Annotated in this window: 25 protein-coding genes; 11 read left to right on the top strand and 14 right to left on the bottom strand. The window is 62.4% G+C overall.

Going from position 1 to position 22,567, the window contains the following annotated elements:
- The first annotated feature begins 1 nt into the window (after position 1).
- Positions 2 to 304: an MGMT family protein gene (locus tag AAFP29_RS05460; protein WP_419216288.1), complete on the top strand. Its 303-nt coding sequence runs from the start codon at positions 2 to 4 to the stop codon at positions 302 to 304.
- Here AAFP29_RS05460 and AAFP29_RS05455 read toward each other — a convergent pair.
- The 3 genes from AAFP29_RS05455 to AAFP29_RS05445 form a co-directional block, all read right to left on the bottom strand.
- Positions 301 to 1,155 (bottom strand): TIGR02569 family protein, encoded by an 855-nt coding sequence (locus AAFP29_RS05455; protein WP_419216287.1) that lies wholly within the window; start codon positions 1,153 to 1,155, stop codon positions 301 to 303. The two genes, AAFP29_RS05460 and AAFP29_RS05455, sit on opposite strands and share 4 nt — an antisense overlap.
- Positions 1,156 to 1,350: 195 nt before the next feature.
- Positions 1,351 to 2,526: an adenylyltransferase/sulfurtransferase MoeZ gene (gene moeZ, locus AAFP29_RS05450; RefSeq protein ID WP_419216286.1), complete on the bottom strand. Its 1,176-nt coding sequence runs from the start codon at positions 2,524 to 2,526 to the stop codon at positions 1,351 to 1,353.
- A 71-nt stretch (positions 2,527 to 2,597) separates the two neighbouring features.
- Positions 2,598 to 3,710: a DUF3152 domain-containing protein gene (locus tag AAFP29_RS05445; RefSeq protein WP_419216285.1), complete on the bottom strand. Its 1,113-nt coding sequence runs from the start codon at positions 3,708 to 3,710 to the stop codon at positions 2,598 to 2,600.
- A 109-nt stretch (positions 3,711 to 3,819) separates the two neighbouring features.
- Here AAFP29_RS05445 and AAFP29_RS05440 point away from each other — a divergent pair, with 109 nt between their 5' ends.
- Positions 3,820 to 4,488: a TetR/AcrR family transcriptional regulator gene (locus tag AAFP29_RS05440; protein ID WP_419216284.1), complete on the top strand. Its 669-nt coding sequence runs from the start codon at positions 3,820 to 3,822 to the stop codon at positions 4,486 to 4,488.
- A 48-nt stretch (positions 4,489 to 4,536) separates the two neighbouring features.
- Here the strand turns inward: AAFP29_RS05440 and AAFP29_RS05435 are convergent, their stop codons facing one another.
- Together AAFP29_RS05435 and AAFP29_RS05430 are read right to left on the bottom strand one after the other, a co-directional pair.
- Entirely contained in the window at positions 4,537 to 4,770 is a 234-nt protein-coding gene (locus AAFP29_RS05435) for a DUF3107 domain-containing protein (protein ID WP_419216283.1), read from the bottom strand.
- A gap of 65 nt (positions 4,771 to 4,835) precedes the next feature.
- A complete protein-coding gene (locus tag AAFP29_RS05430) occupies positions 4,836 to 5,513 on the bottom strand; it encodes a ferritin-like fold-containing protein (protein WP_419216282.1) in 678 nt (225 codons plus the stop codon).
- A gap of 328 nt (positions 5,514 to 5,841) precedes the next feature.
- Here AAFP29_RS05430 and AAFP29_RS05425 point away from each other — a divergent pair, with 328 nt between their 5' ends.
- Positions 5,842 to 7,503, top strand: a complete 1,662-nt coding sequence (locus AAFP29_RS05425) for a DEAD/DEAH box helicase (RefSeq protein WP_419216281.1) — start codon at positions 5,842 to 5,844, stop codon at positions 7,501 to 7,503.
- A 33-nt stretch (positions 7,504 to 7,536) separates the two neighbouring features.
- Positions 7,537 to 8,802, top strand: coding sequence for a hypothetical protein (locus AAFP29_RS05420; RefSeq protein WP_419216280.1), 1,266 nt, complete (start codon positions 7,537 to 7,539; stop codon positions 8,800 to 8,802).
- 4 nt (positions 8,803 to 8,806) lie between these two features.
- Here AAFP29_RS05420 and AAFP29_RS05415 read toward each other — a convergent pair whose 3' ends face one another.
- Together AAFP29_RS05415 and AAFP29_RS05410 are read right to left on the bottom strand one after the other, a co-directional pair.
- A complete protein-coding gene (locus AAFP29_RS05415) occupies positions 8,807 to 9,607 on the bottom strand; it encodes a ParA family protein (protein WP_419216278.1) in 801 nt (266 codons plus the stop codon).
- 70 nt (positions 9,608 to 9,677) lie between these two features.
- Complete coding sequence (locus tag AAFP29_RS05410; protein ID WP_419216277.1) at positions 9,678 to 10,118, bottom strand: hypothetical protein; 441 nt, start codon at positions 10,116 to 10,118, stop codon at positions 9,678 to 9,680.
- 107 nt (positions 10,119 to 10,225) lie between these two features.
- Between AAFP29_RS05410 and AAFP29_RS05405 the strand changes: the two genes are divergently transcribed.
- Together AAFP29_RS05405 and AAFP29_RS05400 are read left to right on the top strand one after the other, a co-directional pair.
- Positions 10,226 to 11,182 (top strand): diacylglycerol/lipid kinase family protein, encoded by a 957-nt coding sequence (locus AAFP29_RS05405; protein WP_419216344.1) that lies wholly within the window; start codon positions 10,226 to 10,228, stop codon positions 11,180 to 11,182.
- Between the two features lie 316 nt (positions 11,183 to 11,498).
- Positions 11,499 to 11,753, top strand: a complete 255-nt coding sequence (locus AAFP29_RS05400) for a WhiB family transcriptional regulator (protein WP_007315962.1) — start codon at positions 11,499 to 11,501, stop codon at positions 11,751 to 11,753.
- Between the two features lie 122 nt (positions 11,754 to 11,875).
- On the opposite strand, the gene AAFP29_RS05395 is transcribed toward AAFP29_RS05400, so the two are convergent.
- On the bottom strand, positions 11,876 to 13,357 hold the full coding sequence (locus AAFP29_RS05395) for a sensor histidine kinase (RefSeq protein WP_419216276.1): 1,482 nt from the start codon (positions 13,355 to 13,357) through the stop codon (positions 11,876 to 11,878).
- A 33-nt stretch (positions 13,358 to 13,390) separates the two neighbouring features.
- Positions 13,391 to 13,627, bottom strand: a complete 237-nt coding sequence (locus AAFP29_RS05390; protein ID WP_419216275.1) for a biotin/lipoyl-binding carrier protein — start codon at positions 13,625 to 13,627, stop codon at positions 13,391 to 13,393.
- Positions 13,628 to 13,773: 146 nt separating this feature from the next.
- Here AAFP29_RS05390 and AAFP29_RS05385 point away from each other — a divergent pair, with 146 nt between their 5' ends.
- Entirely contained in the window at positions 13,774 to 13,848 is a 75-nt protein-coding gene (locus AAFP29_RS05385) for a 50S ribosomal protein bL37 (protein ID WP_369758845.1), read from the top strand.
- A gap of 257 nt (positions 13,849 to 14,105) precedes the next feature.
- On the opposite strand, the gene rsrA is transcribed toward AAFP29_RS05385, so the two are convergent.
- On the bottom strand, positions 14,106 to 14,444 hold the full coding sequence (gene rsrA, locus AAFP29_RS05380) for a mycothiol system anti-sigma-R factor (RefSeq protein ID WP_419216274.1): 339 nt from the start codon (positions 14,442 to 14,444) through the stop codon (positions 14,106 to 14,108).
- Positions 14,441 to 15,220 carry a sigma-70 family RNA polymerase sigma factor gene (locus AAFP29_RS05375; protein WP_419216273.1) on the bottom strand — a complete coding sequence of 260 codons (780 nt, stop codon included), beginning with the start codon at positions 15,218 to 15,220 and terminating at the stop codon, positions 14,441 to 14,443. The genes rsrA and AAFP29_RS05375 overlap by 4 nt, the downstream gene beginning before the upstream one ends.
- Before the next feature lie 96 nt (positions 15,221 to 15,316).
- Between AAFP29_RS05375 and AAFP29_RS05370 the strand changes: the two genes are divergently transcribed.
- The 3 genes from AAFP29_RS05370 to AAFP29_RS05360 all read left to right on the top strand — a co-directional run bounded on the left by AAFP29_RS05370 (position 15,317) and on the right by AAFP29_RS05360 (position 17,463).
- Entirely contained in the window at positions 15,317 to 15,799 is a 483-nt protein-coding gene (locus AAFP29_RS05370; protein ID WP_419216272.1) for an aminoacyl-tRNA deacylase, read from the top strand.
- 71 nt (positions 15,800 to 15,870) lie between these two features.
- A complete protein-coding gene (locus AAFP29_RS05365) occupies positions 15,871 to 16,677 on the top strand; it encodes an SOS response-associated peptidase (RefSeq protein WP_419216271.1) in 807 nt (268 codons plus the stop codon).
- Positions 16,678 to 16,839: 162 nt separating this feature from the next.
- Positions 16,840 to 17,463 (top strand): DUF1345 domain-containing protein, encoded by a 624-nt coding sequence (locus tag AAFP29_RS05360; RefSeq protein ID WP_419216270.1) that lies wholly within the window; start codon positions 16,840 to 16,842, stop codon positions 17,461 to 17,463.
- A 5-nt stretch (positions 17,464 to 17,468) separates the two neighbouring features.
- Here AAFP29_RS05360 and AAFP29_RS05355 read toward each other — a convergent pair whose 3' ends face one another.
- Entirely contained in the window at positions 17,469 to 18,947 is a 1,479-nt protein-coding gene (locus tag AAFP29_RS05355; protein ID WP_419216269.1) for a flavin-containing monooxygenase, read from the bottom strand.
- Positions 18,948 to 19,079: 132 nt separating this feature from the next.
- On the opposite strand from AAFP29_RS05355, the gene AAFP29_RS05350 reads away from it, so the two are divergent.
- Positions 19,080 to 19,523, top strand: coding sequence for a hypothetical protein (locus AAFP29_RS05350; protein ID WP_419216268.1), 444 nt, complete (start codon positions 19,080 to 19,082; stop codon positions 19,521 to 19,523).
- Between the two features lie 8 nt (positions 19,524 to 19,531).
- On the opposite strand, the gene AAFP29_RS05345 is transcribed toward AAFP29_RS05350, so the two are convergent.
- Positions 19,532 to 21,130 (bottom strand): serine hydrolase, encoded by a 1,599-nt coding sequence (locus AAFP29_RS05345; RefSeq protein WP_419216267.1) that lies wholly within the window; start codon positions 21,128 to 21,130, stop codon positions 19,532 to 19,534.
- 71 nt (positions 21,131 to 21,201) lie between these two features.
- Entirely contained in the window at positions 21,202 to 22,542 is a 1,341-nt protein-coding gene (locus AAFP29_RS05340; protein WP_419216266.1) for an MFS transporter, read from the bottom strand.
- Between the last annotated feature and the right edge of the window lie 25 nt (positions 22,543 to 22,567).

Genomic DNA, 22,567 nt, shown 5'->3' with positions numbered 1-22,567 from the left:
AATGGCATCGGTAACTGAAGACGATGTCGAGCGCGTCCGAGAATTGGTCGCCGCGATCCCCTCCGGGCAGGTCAGCACCTATGGCGACCTCGCCGACGCGGCCGGACTTACGAACGCGCGCATCGTTGGCTGGATCATGCGCACCGACAGTGGCGACCTACCCTGGCACCGGGTCATCGGTGCCAGCGGACGACCGGCACCCCATTTGGCCACGCGCCAACTGGAAGCACTACGCGCAGAAGGGGTTCCCATCCGCGATGGTCGCGTGCTATTGCGGCAATGCCGCTGGGAGATTGCGTACTAAACCATCAACCGCACAAGTTCGACGACGCGCCGCAACCCCGGCAGCGCACCTGTCGTCGAACGCGGGTGCAACGCGTGCACCGCGAGCCGGAACATTGTGGCGCGCAACATCATCTGCGGCCATTCCGGTTGATCCGACCAGCGATCGACCAGCGCCTCGTCCGCGCCGCCCCAGGCAAGCGAATCCACGACGACTACCGCCGACGCCCACGTGGCCGGACGGTAGTAAGGCACGATATCGGTGATACCCGGTGCCGCCGCACCCGCGAAAAGCACTGTACCGAAGAGGTCGCCGTGAACCACCTGTGACGGTGTCTCGACCTTCTTACGAAGTGTGGCAAGGGTTTTCAACATCTCGACGCTGACTTTGCCATCGTCGGTCGTCGGCTCGTCGATCTGCGCGGCGCGGGCAGTCCGTAGCGGAACGTCTTCCCAGGCAGCGCGGTCGGCCGCGGTGAAGACGTCAACGTCGGTGATCGGCGGCGCCGGCTGCTGCAAAAGAAAGCGTGGGCGCTCCAACTCGGCGATCGCCGCGTGCAATCGGTCGGCGACCTGTAGGACCTCGTCATGGCGAGGCTCGGGAGCACCGGCGATATAGGTATCCGCGCGCCACCCCGACACCACATAACGTCCGTCGGTTGATCGGAAGGGGCGGGCGATACGCAGTCCGTCGACGTACAGGTTTTCCCGGACGGTCGCCGACCAGGCGGCACGCGCGTGGTCGGGCACCATCGACAGCACAACCTCGCCAACACGCCAGCCGCCAGTCCACTGGTCGCCCATCTCGATGGGTGGGTGTGCGGTAAGGCCAAACGTCTGCAAGACGTGCTCGGGTGGTTCAACGCTCGTCACACCTGGGAGATTACCGAGCGGGGCCGACATAACCGGGGAGGCAGGCCATGTGTTGCGCACCCTGTGACCGACTTGACGCGGGCTGAAGTCGGGCGGCGAGGTTGCGGGGTCTCGATACGGCCGCGGCTAGCGCCTCGCCCTACTCGATCGGCGGGAACTGGAGCCCGGCCAACGGACTCCCGCCCGGTGGAGCGCTCAGTACACCGGTAAGGACTGATCCACCTGATGTGCCCAGGCCGTCACGCCACCCTGCAGGTGTACCGCGTCGGAGAAGCCCGCTCGCTTGAGAGTCGCCAACACCTCGGCTGAGCGCACCCCGGTCTTGCAGTAGATAACCGCCTGGCGGTCCTGCGGCACGCGCGCCAACGCGGCACCGGACTCGAACTCACCTTTGGGAATCAAGGTGGCACCGTCGATGTGCACGATCTCCCATTCGACGCGCTCGCGAACGTCGATCAGGGCGATCGGATCACCCGCGTCGATCTTGGTCTTCAATTCGGCCGCCGTCAGCGTCGAACCTACTGCCGCATCCGCGGCCTCGGTTGACACCACCCCGCAGAAATCGTCGTAGTCGATCAGCTCAGTCACCTCGACGCCAGCCGGATCCTTCCGAATCTTGATCGTTCGATAGGTCATGTCCAGGGCGTCGTACACCATCAGACGGCCGAGCAGCGGTTCGCCGATGCCGCAGATGAGTTTGATCGCCTCGGTGCCCATAATCGATCCGATTGAGGCGCACAGGATTCCGAGCACGCCGCCTTCCGCGCAGGACGGCACCATGCCGGGCGGCGGCGCCTGTGGGTATAGGTCGCGGTAGTTGAGTCCCCGACCGTCGGGCGCGTCTTCCCAGAACACCGACGCCTGGCCCTCGAACCGGTAAATCGACCCCCATACATACGGCTTATGCGCGAGGACTGCGGCGTCGTTGACCAGGTATCGGGTCGCGAAGTTGTCGGTGCCGTCGAGAATCAGGTCGTATCCGCTGAATAACTCGATGGCCCCGTCGGGCTCGAGACGATCCTCGTGCAGCACCACATTGACCAGCGGATTGATCTCCTGGATCGAATCGCGCGCACTGCGCGCCTTCGACTTACCGATATCGGATTGACCGTGGATCACCTGCCGCTGCAGGTTGGATTCATCGACGACATCGAAGTCGACGATGCCGATGGTTCCGACGCCGGCTGCGGCCAGGTAGAGAAGCGACGGCGAACCGAGTCCGCCCGCGCCGATCACCAGGACTTTCGCGTTCTTGAGGCGTTTCTGCCCGTCCATCCCGACATCCGGGATGATCAGGTGTCGACTGTAGCGGGAAACCTCGTCACGAGTCAGTTCTGCGGCGGGTTCGACCAGGGGTGGTAGCGACGACACTTCGTGCCTCCAAACTGTGCGAAATCAACATCTACCTCAACACGCACGGACCGGCGCTCATTCCGACGAGGTCAGCGGGTCGGAAACGGCCACGGATTGGGCCGGCAGACCAGCGCCTCGTTCGCCTTGATATCGGTGTCGAGTGCGACGATCTCACTGTTGGCAGTACCGAATGTCTGCTGCATCATGATCGGTGCGAGCGCACCATTCTCTTTACACGGCTGATGGGCTTCGTACCCGATCCCGTGTCCGGTCTCGTGATTCACCAGGTATTGCCGGTAGCCCATATCGTCGCCTTCATACGACAACGCCCCGCGCACCCAACGGGCCTCATTGAGGGTGACCCGCTTGGTCGGTGGATAGAAACACGAGGTCTCCAGTTTGATCTGGTAGCCGCACAATTCACGGGTGGTATTGGTTGAACTGAGCGAAATCCGCAGATCGGGTTCGCCGGAGTCGATGCGGCGGAACGACACTTTGCCGTCGCCCGTCCAGCTACGCGGGTTCGCGAGGGTGGCGTCGACGAATTTGCCAAAACTCCGATCGCCGCCGAAATCTGAACCGTTGAGACCGTTCTCCACTTCGACGGTGTAGCTGTACACCTGACCGCCGGTGCCGACCAATTTAGTTGTCCCCGGCACGACGTGATAGGTCTTCTTGCCCGCGCGCGTGTAGGGACCACCCGGTGGCAGGGTGCCCGCGGACAACGAAGCTTCCGCGATCGTGCCGGTTGGCGCACCGATAGGTTTGGATTCTTTCGTCACATCGGTATTGCGCGCGGCGGGATCCGGCGTGGATTCGGAAGTGGGAACGTCGGATTGGTGCTGTTGGACGGTGATCACGATCAGCACGATGGTCAATACCACTAGGACAGGTATGGCGTAAGCGCGCCACCCGTAGGTGCTGACGAAGCGGCCTACAGCGGTCTGCTTCTTACGCTGCGTCTCCCGCTCGGACCGGTTGCGACCACCACTGTCGTCGGTGGGATCCCAGCGCGCACGTAGCGGCTGATCGGGGCGCGGACGCCGGGACGGTGATTGCTCCGCGTCTTGGGTCGGACGCGACGAAGCGCCGCTCGTCGGCGCGTAGGATCGACCGGAACGTGTGGTGTGCTGATTGCTCCCGCCAGGGCCGTCGTCGGACTTCTGCGCGGGTCCGGTCGAACCATCGTCAGTTCGGCTCACGGGTTAACCTTCTCACAACCGTTGGTAAATGCTGTGGAGGGTACCTCGTGTCTCGGCTCAGGTTTATGCGCCCGGCGTCGACCGACGTCGCCCTAGTAATCTGATCCGCATGTCTTCCACAGCCGGTTCGCACGCAGGACGTACCAGCGCTCGATTACCGCGGAGCGCCCGCCGCCTGCAACTGCTGGACGCTGCGAGTGAGATCTTCGTCGAACGCGGATACCACTCAGCCGGCATGGATGAGATCGCGATCCACGCCGGAGTCAGCAAACCTGTCCTCTACCAACACTTTCCGTCCAAGTTGGATATGTATATCGCCGTCGTCGACTCCCATGCCGAAAAACTCGTCAGCGACGTCAACAACGCGTTATCGGGCACCACAGATAACCGGCAGCGGGTGCAAGCCGCCGTACAGGCCTTCTTCGACTTCATCGATCAGGATAATTCCGGATATCGCCTGATCTTCTCCTCGGACGCCATGGATCCGGCGGTGATCCGGCGAGTCGAAGGCGCGACCGAAGCATGCGTCGATGCCATCTATGGGCTGGTTATGCATGATTCGGGACTCGATCCCTATCGCTCACGCATGCTGGCCGCCGGCCTGGTCGGGGCAAGCCAAGTCAACGCGCGTTACTGGCTCGAAGCCCGACGTCCGATCGACAAACAGACTGCGGTCGACACCACCGTGGCACTGCTCTGGGGCGGCCTGTCCGGCGTCCCAATGCACGGCTTCGCGGACGTGAAGGCACCGCAAACGCCTTCCGCCGACGATCACTGATCGCCGGCGGAAGATTCGAAAGTTGTTGTGAGTGAAGTTGTTTGACGCTCAGGCTGCGCCGAAGCCAACCTTGCGTGCCTCAGATTTACCTACCTCGACGTAGGCGACCTTGGATACGGGTACCACAAATCGCGCACCCTTCTCATCGGTCAGGGTCAACAATGCCTGCTTGCCGCCGAGGGCATCCTCGATCGACTGGTAGACATCGTCACTGGAATCTGCGGACTGGATGGTCAATTCACGGGGGCTATCGGTGATCCCAATTTTGACTTCGACGCTCATGTCACCAGGTTAGTTCAGAACCCTATCGGTGCGTTAGGCGCTCCGCTGATAGCGAAAGGCTGCGTTCAGGCCAGACCGAGGTCGGTCATCCGCTTGGCGTGCCGGTCCGATATCGAATCGAAGAATCGGGATACCGCCTGCAGATCACCGGAGCCCTGAAAAAGCAGGTCGGTGACGTCTTCCTCGGCGGCAAGCACCCATTGCGCGTGTGTGATCGCCTCACCGAGCAGTCGACGACCCCAGAGCGTGAGTGGTCCGCGAAGATCGGGTTCGGCGGCGATCTTATTGCGCACCTGATCGATGGCGAAAAGCGAATTGTCGGTCTGCGCCATGACACCTTCGACGATATCGCGCGGGCCGGGCGGCAACATATGGGCTAGTTCGACGTAGAAATCGGCCGCCAGTCCGTCGCCGACGTAAGCCTTAACCATCGCTTCGTACCAGGATTTGGGGTTCGTCGAACCGTGGTAGCGGTCGAAGACATCGACATAGTCGCCGATCGCCTTGATCGGATCGCCGCCGCGCTGCTCGAGTTGCTCGGCGAGCAGATCGAAATGTCCCATCTCAGCGCTGGCCATCCGTGCGATCGCTACCCGGCTCCGGATGTCGGGTGCCATCGCCGACTCCGCGATCAACCGGGTATAGGCCGCGTACTCCCCCGCAAGGAGTACCGCGAACAGTTTGGTAATCCCGCGCTCGACTGCCGCGTCCAATTCCGACTTCACCGGTGAACTCTCCGCCATGGTGGTAAATGGTAGGCGAGGCTTGGCGGGCACGTTCGGCCAACTGGCGCGGCCGCGGTTCGAATCGATCCGCCCACCGCAGCACCTACGCTCACCAGCTACAATGGTCGGCGGTGTTGATTACCGCCGCTGCGCTGCATCCGCGATCGCCTCTAGACGATATGCGACGCAGGCCGCGCCGAGCGTGACGATACCGAATATTGTGCGCGCACACCTGAGCTTGCTCGCTAGCACCCCGACGTCGGGATGCCGCCGCGAGTCACACCGAAACTTGCTGGCCGGGAGCCTTTATGTGCGTGCGAGAGCACCTAGGAAGGCAACACCCCACATGACGAATACAACCACCGGAAATCCGGCGCCACCCGGCGACGACATCCAAACCACCATCGTCGACGAAGAGCATGTCGCGCCGACGTTCGCTGAGCTCGGCGTCGACGATCGAATCGTCTCGGCACTGGCCGACGACGGCAAGACGAACACCTTCGCGATCCAGGAACTGACCCTCCCGCTGGCCATCGGCGGTAGCGATTTGATCGGTCAGGCCCGCACTGGCATGGGTAAGACTCTCGGGTTTGGCGTTCCCTTGCTGCAACGTCTGGTGACCGCAAAGGCGGATAAGCCATCGGGTGTACGCCCCCTCGACAACACACCGCGCGCTCTGGTCATCGTGCCGACTCGCGAGCTGTGCCTTCAGGTGACCGGCGATCTCGAGGTCGCCGCGAAGAAGCTCACCGTCGAACTGCCCGACGGCGTAGTTCGGCCGCTCAAGATCACCGCCATCTACGGCGGTCGCCCTTATGAGTCTCAGATCGCCGAGCTTGCGGCCGGCGTTGACGTTGTCGTCGGTACGCCCGGCCGACTCCTCGACCTTGCCCAGCAGGGGCACCTCATCCTCGGCAAAGTCGCGATCCTCGTCCTCGACGAGGCAGACGAAATGCTCGATCTCGGCTTCCTCCCGGATATCGAGCGCATCATGTCCGCATTGCCCGAGGCCAACCCCGAACGCGGCGATTCCCGCCAGACGATGCTTTTCTCGGCCACCATGCCGGGCCCCATCGTGACCCTGGCCCGGACATTCCTGCACCGCCCGACACATATTCGTGCCGAGCACGCCAATGATTCGGCCGTGCACGAGCGCACCACGCAGTATGTCTACCGCGCGCACGCCCTCGACAAGGCCGAATTGGTCGCCCGCGTGCTCCAGGCAACCGACCGCGGCGCGACGATGGTCTTCACCCGCACCAAGCGCACGGCCCAGAAAGTCGCCGATGACTTGGCCGAACGCGGTTTCGCCGTCGGCGCGGTACACGGCGACCTCGGTCAGGTGGCACGCGAGAAGGCACTCAAGAAGTTCCGCGATGGAACTATCAATGTGCTCGTGGCCACCGATGTCGCCGCACGCGGCATCGACATCGACGACGTCACCCACGTCATCAACTATCAGTGCCCCGAAGATGACAAGACATATGTCCACCGCATTGGACGTACCGGGCGCGCCGGCCGTACCGGCACCGCGATCACCCTCGTCGACTGGGATGAACTGCATCGCTGGGAACTGATCAACAACGCACTGGGCCTGGGCGTGCCTGATCCAGTGGAGACCTATTCCAGCTCCGAACATCTGCGCGCCGAGTTGAATATCCCGGACGACGCGACCGGCCGGGTCGGCGCACCTCGCGCTTCCGAGGGCGCTCCAACCAAACGCCCCGACGTCAAGCGGGAGAAGGGCGACGCCGACCGCGCTAAACAGCGCAGCAATCGTCAGCGACGTCGGACCCGCGGCGGCCAAGGGTCTGGCGATGCCGGGACCGGGACCGATACGTCGCCGGCAGCTACGGGCGACGCACCCACCAACTCCGAAGCTCCGGCGGGCGACGGCGCACCGCGAAAGCGCCGCCGGCGTCGACGTCGTCCGAACGACACGACGTCGACGGCAGGCTCGACGCAGGCCGACTCCGGTAGCGTTACGAACGGCGAGTCGGCGACCTAGTCCGGCCGCGAGTCGGATTCGTAAAGGGCAACTTTGGTCTCACCGGAACGCCGGCACCCGATCGACATTGTGGTGTCGCTGTGTATCGTCGTCGTGCTGGCGGCCGTCGGCGTCACCGTGTGGTGGTTCAGCCCTGCCCGGCACACCGAGAGCGTGCCCGCGAGCCGGGATGCGCCGTTGGTCGTAGACCCCGAGGTTGCCCCCGAGCGTTTCGTCGAACGTTGGACGGCCCGATCGGCGGCCTCATCGGTGCCGCAGACGGCCGAATCGGTTGTCCTGACCGGCGAGGACGGCGTCCTTGCCGGGCGTGACCCGTCCACCGGACGCGTCCTGTGGCGATACCAGCGCGACCTGCGACTATGCGCTATTTCCGCGTGGGGCAGTGCCAGTACCGCTTTGGCAGTCGGTGTCTATCAGAATTCCCGTGGCTGCGGCGAAGTGACCACGATCGATGCCGCGTCCGGGCGTCGACAAGGCTCGCGATCAAGCCTCGCCGATTCGACGATCCGGCTGGTGACCGATTCCGGATATATGGTTTCGCAAGGCCCGACCCGGCTGGAGACCTGGGGTAACAATCTCGTTCGCGGCATCGAGTACGGCCGCGTCGATTCCCCGGTGAAACCTGACGTCCAACCACACGAAGGCAAACTCTGCCTGATCCATTCGTCGGCGATAGCCGGGTCGCGACTAGCTGTCATCGAACGCTGTGACAACGAGCCGGGATTCCGGCTCACCGTGCTGGGCACCACCCTCGACAAGGACGAGAAGGTTACGCAGTACGGGTCAGCGATTATCACCAGCGGCACAGCGCAGCCCGCGCCTAAAATCATCGCGATGTCGACGTCGGGGATCGCGGTCTACGACGGCGGCGGCAACAGCCCCGAGCCACGCGGTGCGATGGTCCGTCAATTCGACTCGGACGGCGCGCAACTCGGCGATAGCTCGGTAGTCGGACCGCTCGCCGCACCTGCCGATTCGGTGCCGACCACCCGCGGCGGACTCACCTCGTACTGGACCGGAATGGGTACCGTGATTCTCGACTCGCAAACCATCCGGCCACTGTTCCAGATTCCCAACACAATTGGACCGGGAGTGGTGATGGGTGGCCAGCTACTCATTCCGACCCGCGACGGTCTGACTGTGCGCAGATCAATCGATGGAACCGAAGTTCGTCGAATTCCATTGTCCCGCAATAACTATCGCGGAGAAGCGGTCTTGGCCAGCGTGCTGGGCACTATGTTGTACGAGCAGTGGGGCGACACCGTGCACGCATACGGCGCGGCGCCGCTAGACAACTAACCCTCTAGGTGGTCGAGACGAAGGTCTCCAACTCAGCGTCGGATTGCCAATGCTTCCACAGGTTATCCGCGAGCTGACGATAGGCGTCGGCCCCCTTGTTCTTGCGCCCGCGCATCACCGAACTACCCGACGCCGACGCTTCGGCGAAGCGCACGGTACGCGGAATCGGCGGACTGAGCACCGGTAGATCGTAGCGGTCGGACACATCCGATAGCACGTCACGGCTGTGAGTCGTACGCGAATCATAAAGTGTCGCAACAGCTCCCAGCATTTCAAGGTTGGGATTGGTGATCTGCTGGATTTCGGTGACGGTACGCAACAATTGCCCGACCCCACGATGCGCCAACGTCTCGCACTGCAGCGGCACCACCACTTCATCGGCCGCCGTCAGCCCATTGAGCGTCAAAACTCCAAGCGAGGGCGGGCAGTCGATCAGGACGACGTCGAAATCCTCGGACACCTCGGCCAGCGCCCGCTTGAGCGCGTATTCACGGCCGGGACGCATCAACAGCAACGCTTCCGCGCCGGCCAGGTCGATAGTGGCCGGTAGCAGGGTCACATTATCCTCGGTGTCGAGCAGGACGTCGCCGATCTCCTCTTCGCCGAGCAACACGTCGTGTACCGACGTCTGCAACTGATCCGGGTCGTGACCAAGCGAAAAGGTAAGGCAGCCTTGCGGATCCAGATCGACCACGAGGACCGACACATCGAGGTCGGCAAGTGCGGCGCCGAGCGATTCGACCGTGGTGGTCTTGGCGACGCCACCCTTTTGATTTGCGATGGCAAGCGTGCGGGTGCGGGTCATACGGACATCGTATGGGCAGACGCCCCCGGATGGGTGGTCGCACCCAACCTCGGTGAAACCCGTGCGTCGGTCACTCCCCGTCGGCGTCGTCGCCGTAGTCGCCTGCCAGCCACCGCATCGATGACGGCATGAACAGGAGTACGAGGGTGACGACCACGATGATGATGAGCGGAGCACCGTACCAGGGCTGATGACTATCGGTGAGCAGCGCGTACGCGACCGGCACCAGCAGAATCTGCGCGACGACCGCGATGGCCCGGCCCCACCGCCGCCCCGTGAGCAGAGCGACTCCGCCACCGAGCACGCCGCCGCCGATGATGGCGAACCATGCGGCGGTCCCATAACTGTTGGCGACCGATTGATCGTCGCCGCGCAATCCGAGAATCACCATGACAATCGCGGCGATGACGCCGAGAGCTCCCTCGAGCGCAACGAGCGCACCCGCTCGCAGAATCGACTTCGGCGGCTGATGATTGTCGGTCGACTGGCCCTGCGGCACTTCATCCTGCACAAGTCTTAGGGTATTGCCCGGTCGACACCCGCCGCACACGGGGCGTTCGCCGGGCCGCGATTATGCGGTTCGGTCCACAACCCCATATCCTTGGCGCCGTGCGCGCCATGCTGATCGTGAACCCGTTCGCGACCTCGACGACTCCCGCGGGTCGCGATGCGCTGGTCAACACTCTCAACTCCCGGTTCGAGCTGATCGTTGAGCAGACAACGCACCGCGGTCACGCGGGCGAATTGGCCACTCGCGCCCGCGCCGACGGTTGCGACGTCATCATCGTCCACGGTGGCGACGGATCGGTGAACGAGGTGGTCAACGGCGTACTGGGGGCTCCCGACAACCCTGCCGTGATCCCGGCCGACGATTTGCCGTCAGTCGGCGTTATCCCCGGTGGCAGCGCAAACGTCTTCGCACGAGCGGTCGGCATTGAACCCGATCCGTTGCGCGCTACCGGCCAACTCATCGAATTGCTGGCGGCCGGCAAGAGGCGCGCGGTCAACCTGGGTCACACCGAGGACCGCTGGTTCATCTTCAACTGCGGAATGGGCGTTGACGCGATCGTCGTGCGCGAGATGGAACGTAAACGCAACGCGGGTAAAGCGGCCACCCCCAACCGCTACCTGCGCACTACGGTCGCCACATTCATCCGCCATCGAGCCGATGCAGGACGCTTCGACGTCGAGGTCCATCCGCACCCGGGGCCGGACGGATCGGCACCAGCGGTACATCTGCCCGACGTCGCGTTCGGCTTTGTCAGTAACGCCAGCCCGTGGACATATCTCGGCGGGCGCGAGATCCGCACCAACCCGGATACCGGCTTCGACAACGGGCTTGGCATCTTCGCCTCGACTTCAATGGGCTTTGCCCGCAACGTTCCGCTGGCATATCGGTTGCTCGCCAATGTCGACCCCAAAGCTGGCCATCTGTACCGGAATGACGATGTCGGTGAAGTGATATTTACCGCACCGGAACCCCTTGACGTGCAGATGGACGGCGACTACATCGGCACCCATCAGCATGTGAGATTCGGCTATCGCAAAGCGGCCCTACAAATCGTCGCACCCTGATTTACCTGCGGTTTCGCGCCCGAGTGTGGCGAACTTCACGCTTGTAATCCAACCCCCTACCTGGGGTTTTTCCGAAAAACCCTGGTCAGATCGCTCGCAGAGTAGTACAACGGTACGGGGCGGTTTTCAGGTACCCCCTGTGTAGTGACTTTGACCACGTGTTAACGGAAGCCTATTGACTTAACGTCAATTCGTGAAAGTATTCACAAGCAACAACGCGGAAACATTCGGTGTGCGCGTGTGTGAACTAGCGGTAACAGCCAAAGAACTCACAACGAGTCGATGAGTGGTGCCCAAGGCACCTTAAGGAGAAGGAATGGACTGGCGTCACAACGCAATCTGTCGCGATGAGGATCCGGAGCTGTTCTTCCCAGTGGGAACCAGTGGACCGGCCATCGCTCAGATCGCTGATGCGAAGCTCGTCTGCAACCGTTGCCCGGTTACAGCCGATTGCCTCTCGTGGGCACTGGACTCGGGCCAGGACGCCGGCGTGTGGGGTGGCATGAGCGAAGATGAGCGTCGCGCTCTCAAGCGCCGCAACGCTCGCACCCGCGCCCGCAGCATTGTCTGAGCGGCGCATCTGAAGTTCGCCGTCGCAGCCCGACGGCACAATCCTCGAAAGGACCCGACACACCGTGTCGGGTCCTTTCGAGTTGTCCAGCCAAATATGTTGCACCACAACGCATCTGTTGCCTAGCGGACCGGAACTGTCACCGTCGCGGTCGTGCCGCCCGCATCGCTGGCACCGAGTTCCAGTACGCCGCCCAAATCGATCTCCACCAGTGTGCGGACAATCTGTAGCCCCAGGTTCTCCGAAGTGGAGACATCGAAACCACGCGGCAGACCGTGACCGTCATCGCTGATGGACACTTTGAGTCTGCGCATATCGCGATTGCCGGTGATGGTGATCTGACCGTGCGCACCTTCGGACATCCCGTGCTCGACTGAATTCTGGATCAGCTCGGATAACACCATCACCAGCGGCATCGCCAATTCAGCGGGCAGCACACCCAGGCGGCCACGGCGATACACCTGGGTATGAGTGCCTCCGGCGGCGTCGAGCAGGGTCGGCATTAACCGGTCGACGACCTCGTCGAGGTCCAATTCCTCGTCAACACTGCCTGACAGCAGTTCATGGACCAGCGCGATCGACGCCACCCGGCGGTCAGCCTCGGTGAGCGCGGTGCGAGCTTCCGGATACGACGTTCGTCGTGCCTGCAGCCGAAGCAGAGCGGACACGCTCTGCAAATTATTCTTGACCCGATGATGGATTTCCCGGATCGTGGCGTCCTTACTGATCAGCGCAAGGTCACGGCGTTTAACCTCGGTCACGTCTCGAATCAGCACTACCGCGCCGGTGCTGAGTGAGGTAGGGCGTAGCGGCACCGCGCGGATCAGCACCGTCGCACGGCGGGCGTTGACCTCCATCCGCATCGCGACGTCGGCGTCGACGGGGCGTTGGCCGACCGCCATCTTCAACATCTGCGCGGCGTCGGCGGCCTCGAAGGCGTCGGTTAGCAGCGTCGTGACGACCTCGGCGAGCAGCGTGCCCGACAATTCGGCGCTGTAGCCCATCCGGTGAAATGCCGACAACGCGTTGGGACTGGCGTAGACGACCGCGCCATCGGGATCAAGTCTGATGAAGCCGTCACCGGCGCGCGGCGTCGATAGGCCCGTCGGGTTGTCCTCTGCCAGCGGGAAACTGCCGTCGCTGACCATCTGACATAGGTCGTCAGCACACTCGCTGTACGCGGCTTCCAGCGGCGATGGAAGGCTTTGCGTAGTCGCGTCGACCGCTCGGGTCAGGACCGCGATGACTTCACCGCCATAACCGATCGGCCACAGTTGACGCCCGACCGTGATGGCTCCATCGGCCACCGTGTCGGTGGCCCGATACCCGGCGAACACCGCGTCGAGTGACGGGCTATCACCGCCGAGGACCGTACCGACCTCGTCTCGGGGCAGGACCGTCGAGGCTGTATTGGGCCGGCACTGCGCGACGGTGAGCACGCGCGAGGGCTCGTCGTCGGAGCCGACCGTGCGAACCGACATCAACAGGTCCGCGAAGGAAAGATCGGCGAGCAGTTGCCATTCGGCAACAAGTCTCTGCAATTGCCCCGCACCTTCGTCGGTCAGAGCGGTGTGGGCTGCCAGTAGGTCGGCGAGTGTCGACATCAGTCGCGTCTCCGGCGACGGACGGTCGCGACGCTACTGGTAGACGGCGATAACATCCCCGGCCTGGATCACATCGCCGACCTTCACTTTGACTTCGGCGAGCGTGCCCGCGTCTTCTGCGAGCACCGGAATCTCCATTTTCATCGACTCCAGCAGCACCAGGGTGTCGCCAACCTGGACCGTCTGCCCGGCGGACGCGCGAACCTCTAGGACACTAGCCACGATCTCGGCGATGACATCCTCGGGCTGCGGGGAATTCTGATCTGCCATGCACCTAACCTAACTCACGCACCTTGTCGGGAACGACTCCACACCGCTACTGACCAGTAAAGATCGCCAATGCTCGATGACGCGTTTTTCGCTGAGCGGGCTCAACGTGGAAGAATAGACCGGCACTGACATGAAGGAGATCCGTTATGGGTAAGCGCGGACGCAAGAAGCGTGCTCGTAAGAAGAACGCAGCCAACCACGGCAAGCGGCCAAACGCCTGACTCGAAAGAGTCAGATAACTACACCCGGGTGACCGGCGAACGAGATGTTCGCGGCAACCCGGGTGTTTTGGTTTGAGCCGAGTTCGGACGCCAAGTCCCCACATCCGACTATTCGGCGATGCCCATTTCCGACGTCCGGACGGCATCGAAGACCGCGCGCTCGAGCGTCGCCCGCGAGCTGGCCAGTCCCACAAAAAAATCCCAGATCCCACACCTGCGCGGTGTCGGATCTGGGACTTAAGGTGGAGTGAAGGAGCCTATCCGCCGTCGGAGAACCGTTGCTCGGCCACGATGACCGTCTTGCGAATCTCCAGCGTCAGTCGGTCACGCAAACCCTCCGGCGCGTGGTCGCCGCCGCATTTGCGACTGATTAGCGCCTTGAGATCCTTTTCGATGCCGTATTGCTCCAGGCATGACGGGCACCGGTCCAGGTGCCCCTGCAGGCGACTGCGAGCGCCGGGATCGCACTCGTTGTCCAGGAGCAGCCACACATCGGCAATGACCGTCGAGCAATCGATCTGGGTGAACGTCGGATCGGCGTCGGCTACCGCCGGGTCGGCGTCGGAGCCCTGCTGCTCCGCATGACCCGCGGTCATCGCGTCGCTCCCGTCGTCGATGCCTTACGCCCCGCTCGATTGAACCCACGCTCGGCGGCCACGTCGGTCAACAGTTCACGCAGCTGACGTCGACCGCGATGCAGTCGCGACATGACGGTTCCAATCGGTGTATCCATGATCTCGGCTATCTCTTTGTAAGGGAGTCCTTCGACGTCGGCGTAGTACACCGCCATCCGGAACTCCTCCGGTAGTTCTTGTAGCGCGTTTTTGATGTCATCGTCGGGCAGGGCGTCGAGCGCCTCGATCTCGGCCGAACGCAACCCCGTTGAGGTGTGTTCCGCGTTGGCGGCGAGTTGCCAGTCGGTGATCTCATCGGTCGGATACTGCGCGGGTTGGCGCTGTTTTTTGCGGTATCCGTTGATGTAGGTATTGGTGAGGATGCGGTACAGCCACGCCTTCAGGTTGGTGCCCTCGCGGAACGACTTGAACGCCGAGAACGCCTTGATGTACGTCTCCTGCACCAGATCTTCGGCGTCAGCGGGATTGCGGGTCATCCGCAAGGCCGCGCCGTACATCTGATCGAGCAGGGGAAGCGCATCACGCTCGAAGCGTGCCGACCGCTCATCGTCGGTTTCGACGTGTTCTTGCGGCTCTTGCGCGTCTTGGGCTGCGGGTTCGGTCACTACGATCCCTTCGGTCGCGGTGCTCCGCCCGGCAGATGCTCGTCGCGGAGGTAAAACGATATCCGCCAAGTTTACCGACCCGAAGACCTCGCCGGACATCGCCATGTCACGCGTCGTCGCCGCCACACTCATGGACTGCCTTTCCTTCGCTGATCACAGGCTCAGGTGAAGTAACGCCATCAGTGGCGCGGATTGTTCCCAACCCGGGCATGGCACACTAAATCAGTTATGGCTGCCACTCCCGCGATCACCGCACTGGAGCGAGCCGGCATCGAATATCAGGTGCACAAGTATCGGCATGATGCCCGGTCGACCGACTATGGCGCCGAAGCGGTCGATGCCCTCGGCTCGATGTTGGGTATCGTCGCCGCGCAGATCTTCAAGACGTTGGTCGTCGACCTTGCCGGCTCGTTAGCTGTCGCAATTATCCCTGTCCCACAACAACTCTCACTGAAGTCGGCCGCTTCGGCGTTGGGGTCACCCAAAGCGGTCATGGCTGACCCGAAAGCGGTAACTCGATCAACCGGCTACGTATTGGGTGGTGTGTCACCTCTCGGTCAGCGTACGTATCTGCCGACGGTGATCGACTCTTCGGCGCAGAACTGGCCAACGGTCCTGTGCAGTGCTGGTCGACGCGGTCTGGAAATCGCGCTCAAGCCGAGTGATCTGATCGCGGTGACCGGGGCCATCGTCGCCGACGTCGCCGTCTAGCCAGCCGAATCGTCCGGGTTTGGGTGCCTTGAACGATGAGACCTGTCGGTGGCACGTGACAGCATGGAGCTATGTGCGGACGTTATGCGGTGACCACGGACCCGGCGAAGCTCGCCGCCGAAATCGATGCGGTGAACGAAGTTCCGATGCCCGAACCGCCGGCCGATCTCGATGCCGGGAAAGAAGCACAGCTGACGCTGGATGGTTCGTCGGCTGAGGTCAAGGAACCCCGCCCGCCGTTCATCAACTACAACGTCGCTCCAACCACCACGATCATGACCGTCGTATCCCGGCATTCCCATGAAGACCCCGACGACGACCCGACGCTGCGCATTCGCGCCATGCGTTGGGGGCTGGTGCCGACCTGGGCCAAGGAGATCGGGAAGGGATCGCTGTTCAACGCGCGCGCGGAGAGTGTCGGCGAGAAGGCGTCGTTTCGCGGGTCGGTGAAATCCAAACGGTGTCTGATCCCGATGGACGGCTGGTACGAGTGGAAAAAAGTGGAGGTTGCCGGATCGTCGAAGCCCGCCAAGGTGCCCTATTTCATGCATCCTCGCGACGGCACTCGACTCTTCATGGCCGGTTTGTGGTCGGTGTGGCGCCCGAGAGACGCCGACCGCGACGAAGCGCCCCTGCTGAGCACCACCATTCTGACAACGGATTCGGTTGGCCCGCTGCGCGATATCCACGACCGCATGCCGCTGATTATGCCGCTCGAAGATTGGGACGCGTGGCTGACTCCCGACACCCCTGCCCCCGCGCAGCTGTACAACGCTCCAGCGCTGGCGCTGGCCGAGGCGATCGACATTCGCGAGGTGTCATCGCTGGTGAATCGGGTCAGCAATAACGGTCCCGAGTTGCTTGCGGCGGTGGAGTAGCGACGAGTTTGAGGCACTGCCCCCGGCGTCTCGCCTCAAATCTGCGCCGTGAAGATTCGCAGGGTAAATGCTCCCTCGGCGCAGGCGAGGCAGCTGATCGCAGTTGTCACGCACTACCGCGCCTTCGGCTACACACCGGGTGACTGAGCGTAATCTCCTGCTGTGACTCCCAACTTCCGACGCGGCGACGTCGCCGGGCTGACCCGACTGATCGTCAGTATCTGCGTCGGCCTGACGTGCACTGTCATCGTCACCGCCACAACGACATTCGACGCTCCGTTGGCCGGCTGGGCACTGGGGGCCGGCGTATTCGTCGCCTGGACCTGGATCGCGTTGGGCCCAATGAACGCCGATGACACCGCTACCCACGCATCTCGTGAAGAACCAACCCACGGCGTGACAATGCTCGCCGTCATCGTATTGGCCCTGGTGAGTCTCGGCGGCGTAACAATTGTTCTCGCCCACAAAGACCACACCACGCTGGTGGTTTCCACGCTGGCCGGCATCGTCGCGTCGTGGGCAGCGATCCACACCATCTTCGCGGTTCATTACGCGCGGATCTATTTCACCGACCCGGTGGGCGGCATCGACTTTCACCAGGACAACGCCCCGATGTACTCCGACTTCGCCTATGTCGGGTTCACCGTCGGGATGAGTTTCGCGATCTCCGACACCGACCTCGGGTCGTCGGCGATGCGACGACCCGCGTTGGCGCACGCCCTGCTCAGCTACCTTTTCGGGACGGTGATCGTGGCATTGCTGGTCAACCTGGTCGCCGGGTTATGAACTCACTACCGGTATCCGTAGTCGTCGATCGGGAATCGGCCCATCTCGCGTAACGTCGCCGGCGTCGACTTGGGACGCAGCAATGCCGCCTCCCCCGCCTTGTTGAAGTAGTAGCTGCGTGATGTCGAGCAGTCACCGTTGTAGAAGACCGACGAACCGAGGCGTTCGGTAACGTCGTCGAGGAACTGCGCGTTAGCTTCTTCACTGACCTCGAAGGTCTGCTTGCCACGACGCTTGAGCTCGCCGAATAGTCGCCCCATATGTTTCATCTGCCCCTCGATCGTCGTGAAATACGAGAGACCGCTATACGAGTACGGGCTATTCAACGACAAGAAGTTCGGGAACTTCGGGATCGTAATGCCTTCGTAGGCCTGAAACCTCTTCTCGCGCCACCATTTACCGAGGTTCACACCATCGCGGCCGATCACCTCGATCGCGGGGAAGTTGGTATCCCAAAGGTCGAAGCCGGTCGCCAGGACGAGTGTATCGATGGCGACTTTGCCCGCCTCGGTGACGATACCGTCGGGTTCAACGCGCACAATCGAATTGGTCTCCAGCGCCACGTTTGGCTGGTTGAACACCGGGAAGTAGGTGTTCGAGAAGGTGGGTCGCTTGCAGCCGAAATCGTATGTGGGAGTTAGCTTTCGGCGCACCTCAGGATCGCGGACCTGGCGGCGCATATGCGCCTTGGCAAGCATCGCCGCACCCTTGTTACCGAGAGTGAACTGCTTGAAGTGAAGCACTCCGGTGACCATCAGCACTTCGAGCAGCGCCGACGACACCAATCGTGCCGCCTTCTGCGTCAACGGAATTCGCGCGAAGGCATCCTGAACCCGGGACGGGATCGACATCTGAGTCTTGGGCACCACCCAGATCGGGGTGCGCTGAAAGACTGTGAGTTCGAGTGCTTCCTTGGCCAACTCGGGGATAAGCTGGACCGCGGTGGCACCGGTGCCGATGATCGCGACACGCTCACCGGTGAACTCACGACCGTCCGGCCACGCGGTGGTGTGGATGATGTCGCCGGCGAAGGTGTCGATACCGGGGAAATCGGGAACATGAGGCTGAGAGAGAAAGCCGGTCGCCGTGACCAGGTAGAGCGCCGTCCGGACCGAACCATCAGCAGTCCGCACCCGCCACTGCTGCGCCTCGTCATCCCACTCGGCGCCATCGACGACGGTATTGAATTCCATATGTCGCTTGAGGTCGTATTTGTCGGCGACGTCGGTGGCGTATTGCTTCAATTCCGCACCGGGAGCGAATAACTCCGACCACCGCGGATTGGGCTCAAACGAATACGAATAGGTGACTGACGGAATGTCGACGGCAAGGCCTGGATAGTGGTTGACGTGCCACGTACCGCCGAGGTCGTCCTCGCGCTCGAGGATGGCGAGATTGCCGTATCCGAGGCGTTTGAGTTCAATAGCAGCGCCCATGCCACCGAAGCCGGCACCGACGATGATCGCGTCGTAGTCAGGTTCCATCGTGTCCTCGATTGTCGTGATCGTCCTTGATGTGTAACTCCGGGTCACACATAACGTGTGGCTAACATTACATCGTTCGACGGCGCGGTTGGAATACCCGGCCGCCCAGCAGCCCGATCTCAGGAGTGCCGCGTGACCTCATCTGGAATCGACCGACTCGGTCTCGACACCAAGTTCACGCTGCTCGCCGCCGGGCTGATCTTCATCTGGGCCCTGGCGTTAGGCGTATGGAAGTACCACGGGATCGCCACGTCACCGCAGCATCAGGCGCATGTGTACGTCGATATCGCGCACCGCGCGGCGCTGATGTACGCGTTCGCGACTGCCTTGATCGCTATCTTCGTCGAATTCAGCGCGTGGTCGACGGCGGTCAATCTGATCGCCGCAGGTGTACTCGTATTCTTTTTCGTGGCCGCTGTCGGTAGCTACTGCCTCCACGGCGCGATGCGCGACACGGACAATCAGTTTGCCCGTCCAACGCCGGGCACCACACCGTTCATGTACGCGCTCATCGTCGGCGAAATCGGCGCATTCGCCGTTCTGCTCGCTGGCTTCGTCCGGGCATGGGCGGTTTAGCCGACCGACTATCTCCTTCTGAACGTCCCTTGGCGGTCCTCATCCCAGAACTCAACCCATACCGACCGCGCCCGATCCCCCTCATAGGCGAACCGGACCTCGGACACCGACCCGTGATTGGCATTCTCGCCACTCGGCTCGAACGTGAAGGTGTCGCCATCGAAGTGGGTGAGCGTGAAGGTCTGATTTTTCGGGCCAATCGACAGCTTCAACGTCGCACCGTCACCCGCGATCGTCAGCGGCCCGAAGTAGTCGTTGTCATATGCCCCGACATACGCATTCGACGGCCGCGCGGGAACCGCGTTCGACGGCGGTTTGCGCCCCACCAGCGCACCTTCAGGTTCTGAGGACGGCATGATCTTGGCGTATTCGGTCAGCCAGTCCGCGGTGCTGCGCCCGTACTGAGCCAGATCGGCAAACTCTTTGGACAGCGCTTCGGGTACGCCGACGGGGGCTCCGTTAGTCAATACGACGATGCCGACATTTAGCGACGGAATCAGCACAAAGTTGGTGGCGGCCCCCGACGCGAACGCACCGGAATGACTCATTATCGATCGCCCGGATGGCTCGCTGGACACATTGAACCCGAAACCCGTTGCTGCGGGACGAAAGTCAACCTGGCCCGACGACAAGGATTGCTGCGGGGTCATTGCCTCGAGCAAGGCATCGGCCGGAATAACCTGACGCCCTTCATATTTCCCCCCGGCCAGCAGAAGGGTCATCCATCTCGCCAGATCTTTGACATTCGAACTCACTCCGCCCGCTGGCGCCTGGGCATCGGCGTCGCGTTGATAGAGCGGTTGAAACCGCCCATCGATTTTCGCGTGCAGCACCGCGCGATTGGGCCGAGTGAGAAAGTCGTCATACCGCGCACTCGTCGATGTCATGCCGATCGGTGTGAAAAGCGTATTGGCACTAAGGCTTTCCCAATCGACGCCGGCCTTGTTCGCGGCCGCTTGAGCGGCCGCTGTCACGCCGAAGTTGGTGTAGAGCTGCTGGGTGCGGAACGGGTCGAGCGCCAGATATCGAAGGCGCGCCAGCACTTGCTGACGGTCATAGCCGATATCCTCCAGATTGTCCCCCGCGTGGTCGGGCAGCCCAGAACGATGACTGAACATATCTGCCAGCGTGACGTGCGATGTCACGTAGGGGTCGGCGAGGGTAAAACCGTCGATACCCTCGACAATCGGCATGGTCCAATCGATTTCGTGCTTGCCGACCTGACCGGCGACCACCGTCGCCGAGACGGCCTTCGACACCGAGGCGATCTGGAATACGGTGTCCGCGTCTACTGCCCCGTCGGGCTCGCGGATGTCTTTGACTCCGAATCCACCCGTGTACACGGTCTTGCCGTCCCGCACGACGGCCACCGAAAGACCTGGAATACCGCTGCGCTCCAACAACTTTCGTGCCAGGTTCGGTAGTTGCGCAATCGCGTCGTCAATCCTCGCCGGGTCGGCGGGAATTCCCGCGACGGCTGGCGGCGGCATCGAACCTACGGAGAAGTCTGCCGGCGCGTTGTCGCTGCCGCATCCGGCCACCAACAGAGCCGCCGCGGCCAGCACCGCGAGTGTCGGTCCGCGACGACGATTGCGTGGACTATTCATCAGTTCTCCTCACGGATCCCCGTGAAAAGACTCTAAATCGCGAGCTGTCCTCGATTAGGTCAAAACGGAATTTACAGATGCAGGTCCCGGCGCCGGATCGCCGCCGTCGCCGTCACGCTGATGGCCGCCGTCGCAACGAGATAGCCGCACGCCAGCCAGGGAGAGCCATCGGTCGCACCGATCAACGCGGTCAGGATCAACGGTGTCAGACCCGACGCCCAGATCCCCGAGAATTGATAGACCACCGACAGCCCGGTATAGCGGACCGGCGTCGGGTACAAGCTGGCGAATAGGGTGCCCTGTGCACCGTAGAACAACGCGTGTACTACACCGAAAACGAGCACCAGCCCGATGGTCACCCACACCAGATTGGCGGTTCCGAATAGTGCGAATACCGGGTAGACGAGTGCACCGTATGCGGCGATGCCGATGAGGTATATCCGCTGGGGCCCGAACCGATCGGCCAACAGGCCAGACACTGGCAGCAATACGGCCATGACAATCGCCGCGATACTCACCGATATCAGCACTGGCACCTTGGCGAGATGCAACGTTCCCGTCGCGTAGGTAATAGCGAACACTCCCCAGGTGTTGAACGCGGCACCTTCACCCCACCGGGCCAACAGCCCGAGCACTGTATTGCGGGTATTTGGCTGCCGCAGAACCTCTTTTAGTGGCGCCGAGGACTTCTTAGCAAGTCGGTCGACCTCCCGGAATGCTGGTGTCTCCTCCACCTTTAGCCGCACTACGAAGCCGATCACCACCAGCACGATGCTCAACAAGAACGCGATACGCCAGCCGTACGACTCGAACGCGGCGTCATCGAATACCAGCTGAAGAAGGGCGAAAACCAAAGTGCCCAAAGCCAATCCGACGGCGAGGCCGACCTGCGGGATGCTGCCGAAAAGACCGCGCCGTCCTTTCGGGCTGTGCTCGACGGCAAGGAGCACCGCTCCAGCCCATTCGCCGCCCAGTGCGAAGCCCTGCACTATTCGAAGTGCCAGCAACAAAATCGGCGCCGCGATGCCGATCTGTGCGAAGGACGGCAGCACCCCCATCGCCGCGGTCGCGACGCCCATTAGCACCATTGTGAGAGCCAGCGTCCGCTTGCGGCCGATACGGTCACCGATATGACCGAAGACGACACCCCCAATGGGCCGCACCACGAACCCAACCGCGAAGGTCGCGAATGCGAGCATCGTGCCGACGAATTCGGTTGCGTCGGGGTAGAAGACCGGCTTGAAGACCAAGCTGGCCGCAGTTGCGTAAAGAAAGAAGTCGTACCACTCGACGGTGGTGCCGAGCAGACTGGCGAGCACGACGTTGCGCAATCGGTGATTATCAGTGCCACCGTCGCGCTGGTCGCTGACAGCTATCGCCGCCTGAGTCGGTCTCGTGTCGGTCGCAGTCATCCACGCGAGGCTAGGCAGTCGGACG

It is taken from the genome of Gordonia sp. CPCC 205333 (assembly GCF_048537885.1).
Taxonomy (GTDB): domain Bacteria; phylum Actinomycetota; class Actinomycetes; order Mycobacteriales; family Mycobacteriaceae; genus Gordonia.
This window is presented reverse-complemented; position numbering and strand designations above follow the sequence as displayed.

Excerpts from the sequence above, each read along its gene's own strand:
- AAFP29_RS05365 (WP_419216271.1), top strand. The coding sequence starts at position 15,871 with ATGTGCGGACGTTATGCGGTGACCACGGACCCGGCGAAGCTCGCCGCC.
- AAFP29_RS05345 (WP_419216267.1), bottom strand. The coding sequence starts at position 21,130 with ATGAATAGTCCACGCAATCGTCGTCGCGGACCGACACTCGCGGTGCTG.
- AAFP29_RS05440 (WP_419216284.1), top strand. The coding sequence starts at position 3,820 with ATGTCTTCCACAGCCGGTTCGCACGCAGGACGTACCAGCGCTCGATTA.
- AAFP29_RS05430 (WP_419216282.1), bottom strand. The coding sequence starts at position 5,513 with ATGGCGGAGAGTTCACCGGTGAAGTCGGAATTGGACGCGGCAGTCGAG.
- AAFP29_RS05460 (WP_419216288.1), top strand. The coding sequence starts at position 2 with ATGGCATCGGTAACTGAAGACGATGTCGAGCGCGTCCGAGAATTGGTC.
- AAFP29_RS05375 (WP_419216273.1), bottom strand. The coding sequence starts at position 15,220 with ATGAGTGTGGCGGCGACGACGCGTGACATGGCGATGTCCGGCGAGGTC.
- AAFP29_RS05370 (WP_419216272.1), top strand. The coding sequence starts at position 15,317 with ATGGCTGCCACTCCCGCGATCACCGCACTGGAGCGAGCCGGCATCGAA.
- AAFP29_RS05395 (WP_419216276.1), bottom strand. The coding sequence starts at position 13,357 with ATGTCGACACTCGCCGACCTACTGGCAGCCCACACCGCTCTGACCGAC.
- AAFP29_RS05390 (WP_419216275.1), bottom strand. The coding sequence starts at position 13,627 with ATGGCAGATCAGAATTCCCCGCAGCCCGAGGATGTCATCGCCGAGATC.
- AAFP29_RS05425 (WP_419216281.1), top strand. The coding sequence starts at position 5,842 with ATGACGAATACAACCACCGGAAATCCGGCGCCACCCGGCGACGACATC.
- rsrA (WP_419216274.1), bottom strand. The coding sequence starts at position 14,444 with ATGACCGCGGGTCATGCGGAGCAGCAGGGCTCCGACGCCGACCCGGCG.
- AAFP29_RS05435 (WP_419216283.1), bottom strand. The coding sequence starts at position 4,770 with ATGAGCGTCGAAGTCAAAATTGGGATCACCGATAGCCCCCGTGAATTG.
- AAFP29_RS05355 (WP_419216269.1), bottom strand. The coding sequence starts at position 18,947 with ATGGAACCTGACTACGACGCGATCATCGTCGGTGCCGGCTTCGGTGGC.
- AAFP29_RS05400 (WP_007315962.1), top strand. The coding sequence starts at position 11,499 with ATGGACTGGCGTCACAACGCAATCTGTCGCGATGAGGATCCGGAGCTG.
- AAFP29_RS05405 (WP_419216344.1), top strand. The coding sequence starts at position 10,226 with ATGCTGATCGTGAACCCGTTCGCGACCTCGACGACTCCCGCGGGTCGC.
- AAFP29_RS05415 (WP_419216278.1), bottom strand. The coding sequence starts at position 9,607 with ATGACCCGCACCCGCACGCTTGCCATCGCAAATCAAAAGGGTGGCGTC.
- AAFP29_RS05340 (WP_419216266.1), bottom strand. The coding sequence starts at position 22,542 with ATGACTGCGACCGACACGAGACCGACTCAGGCGGCGATAGCTGTCAGC.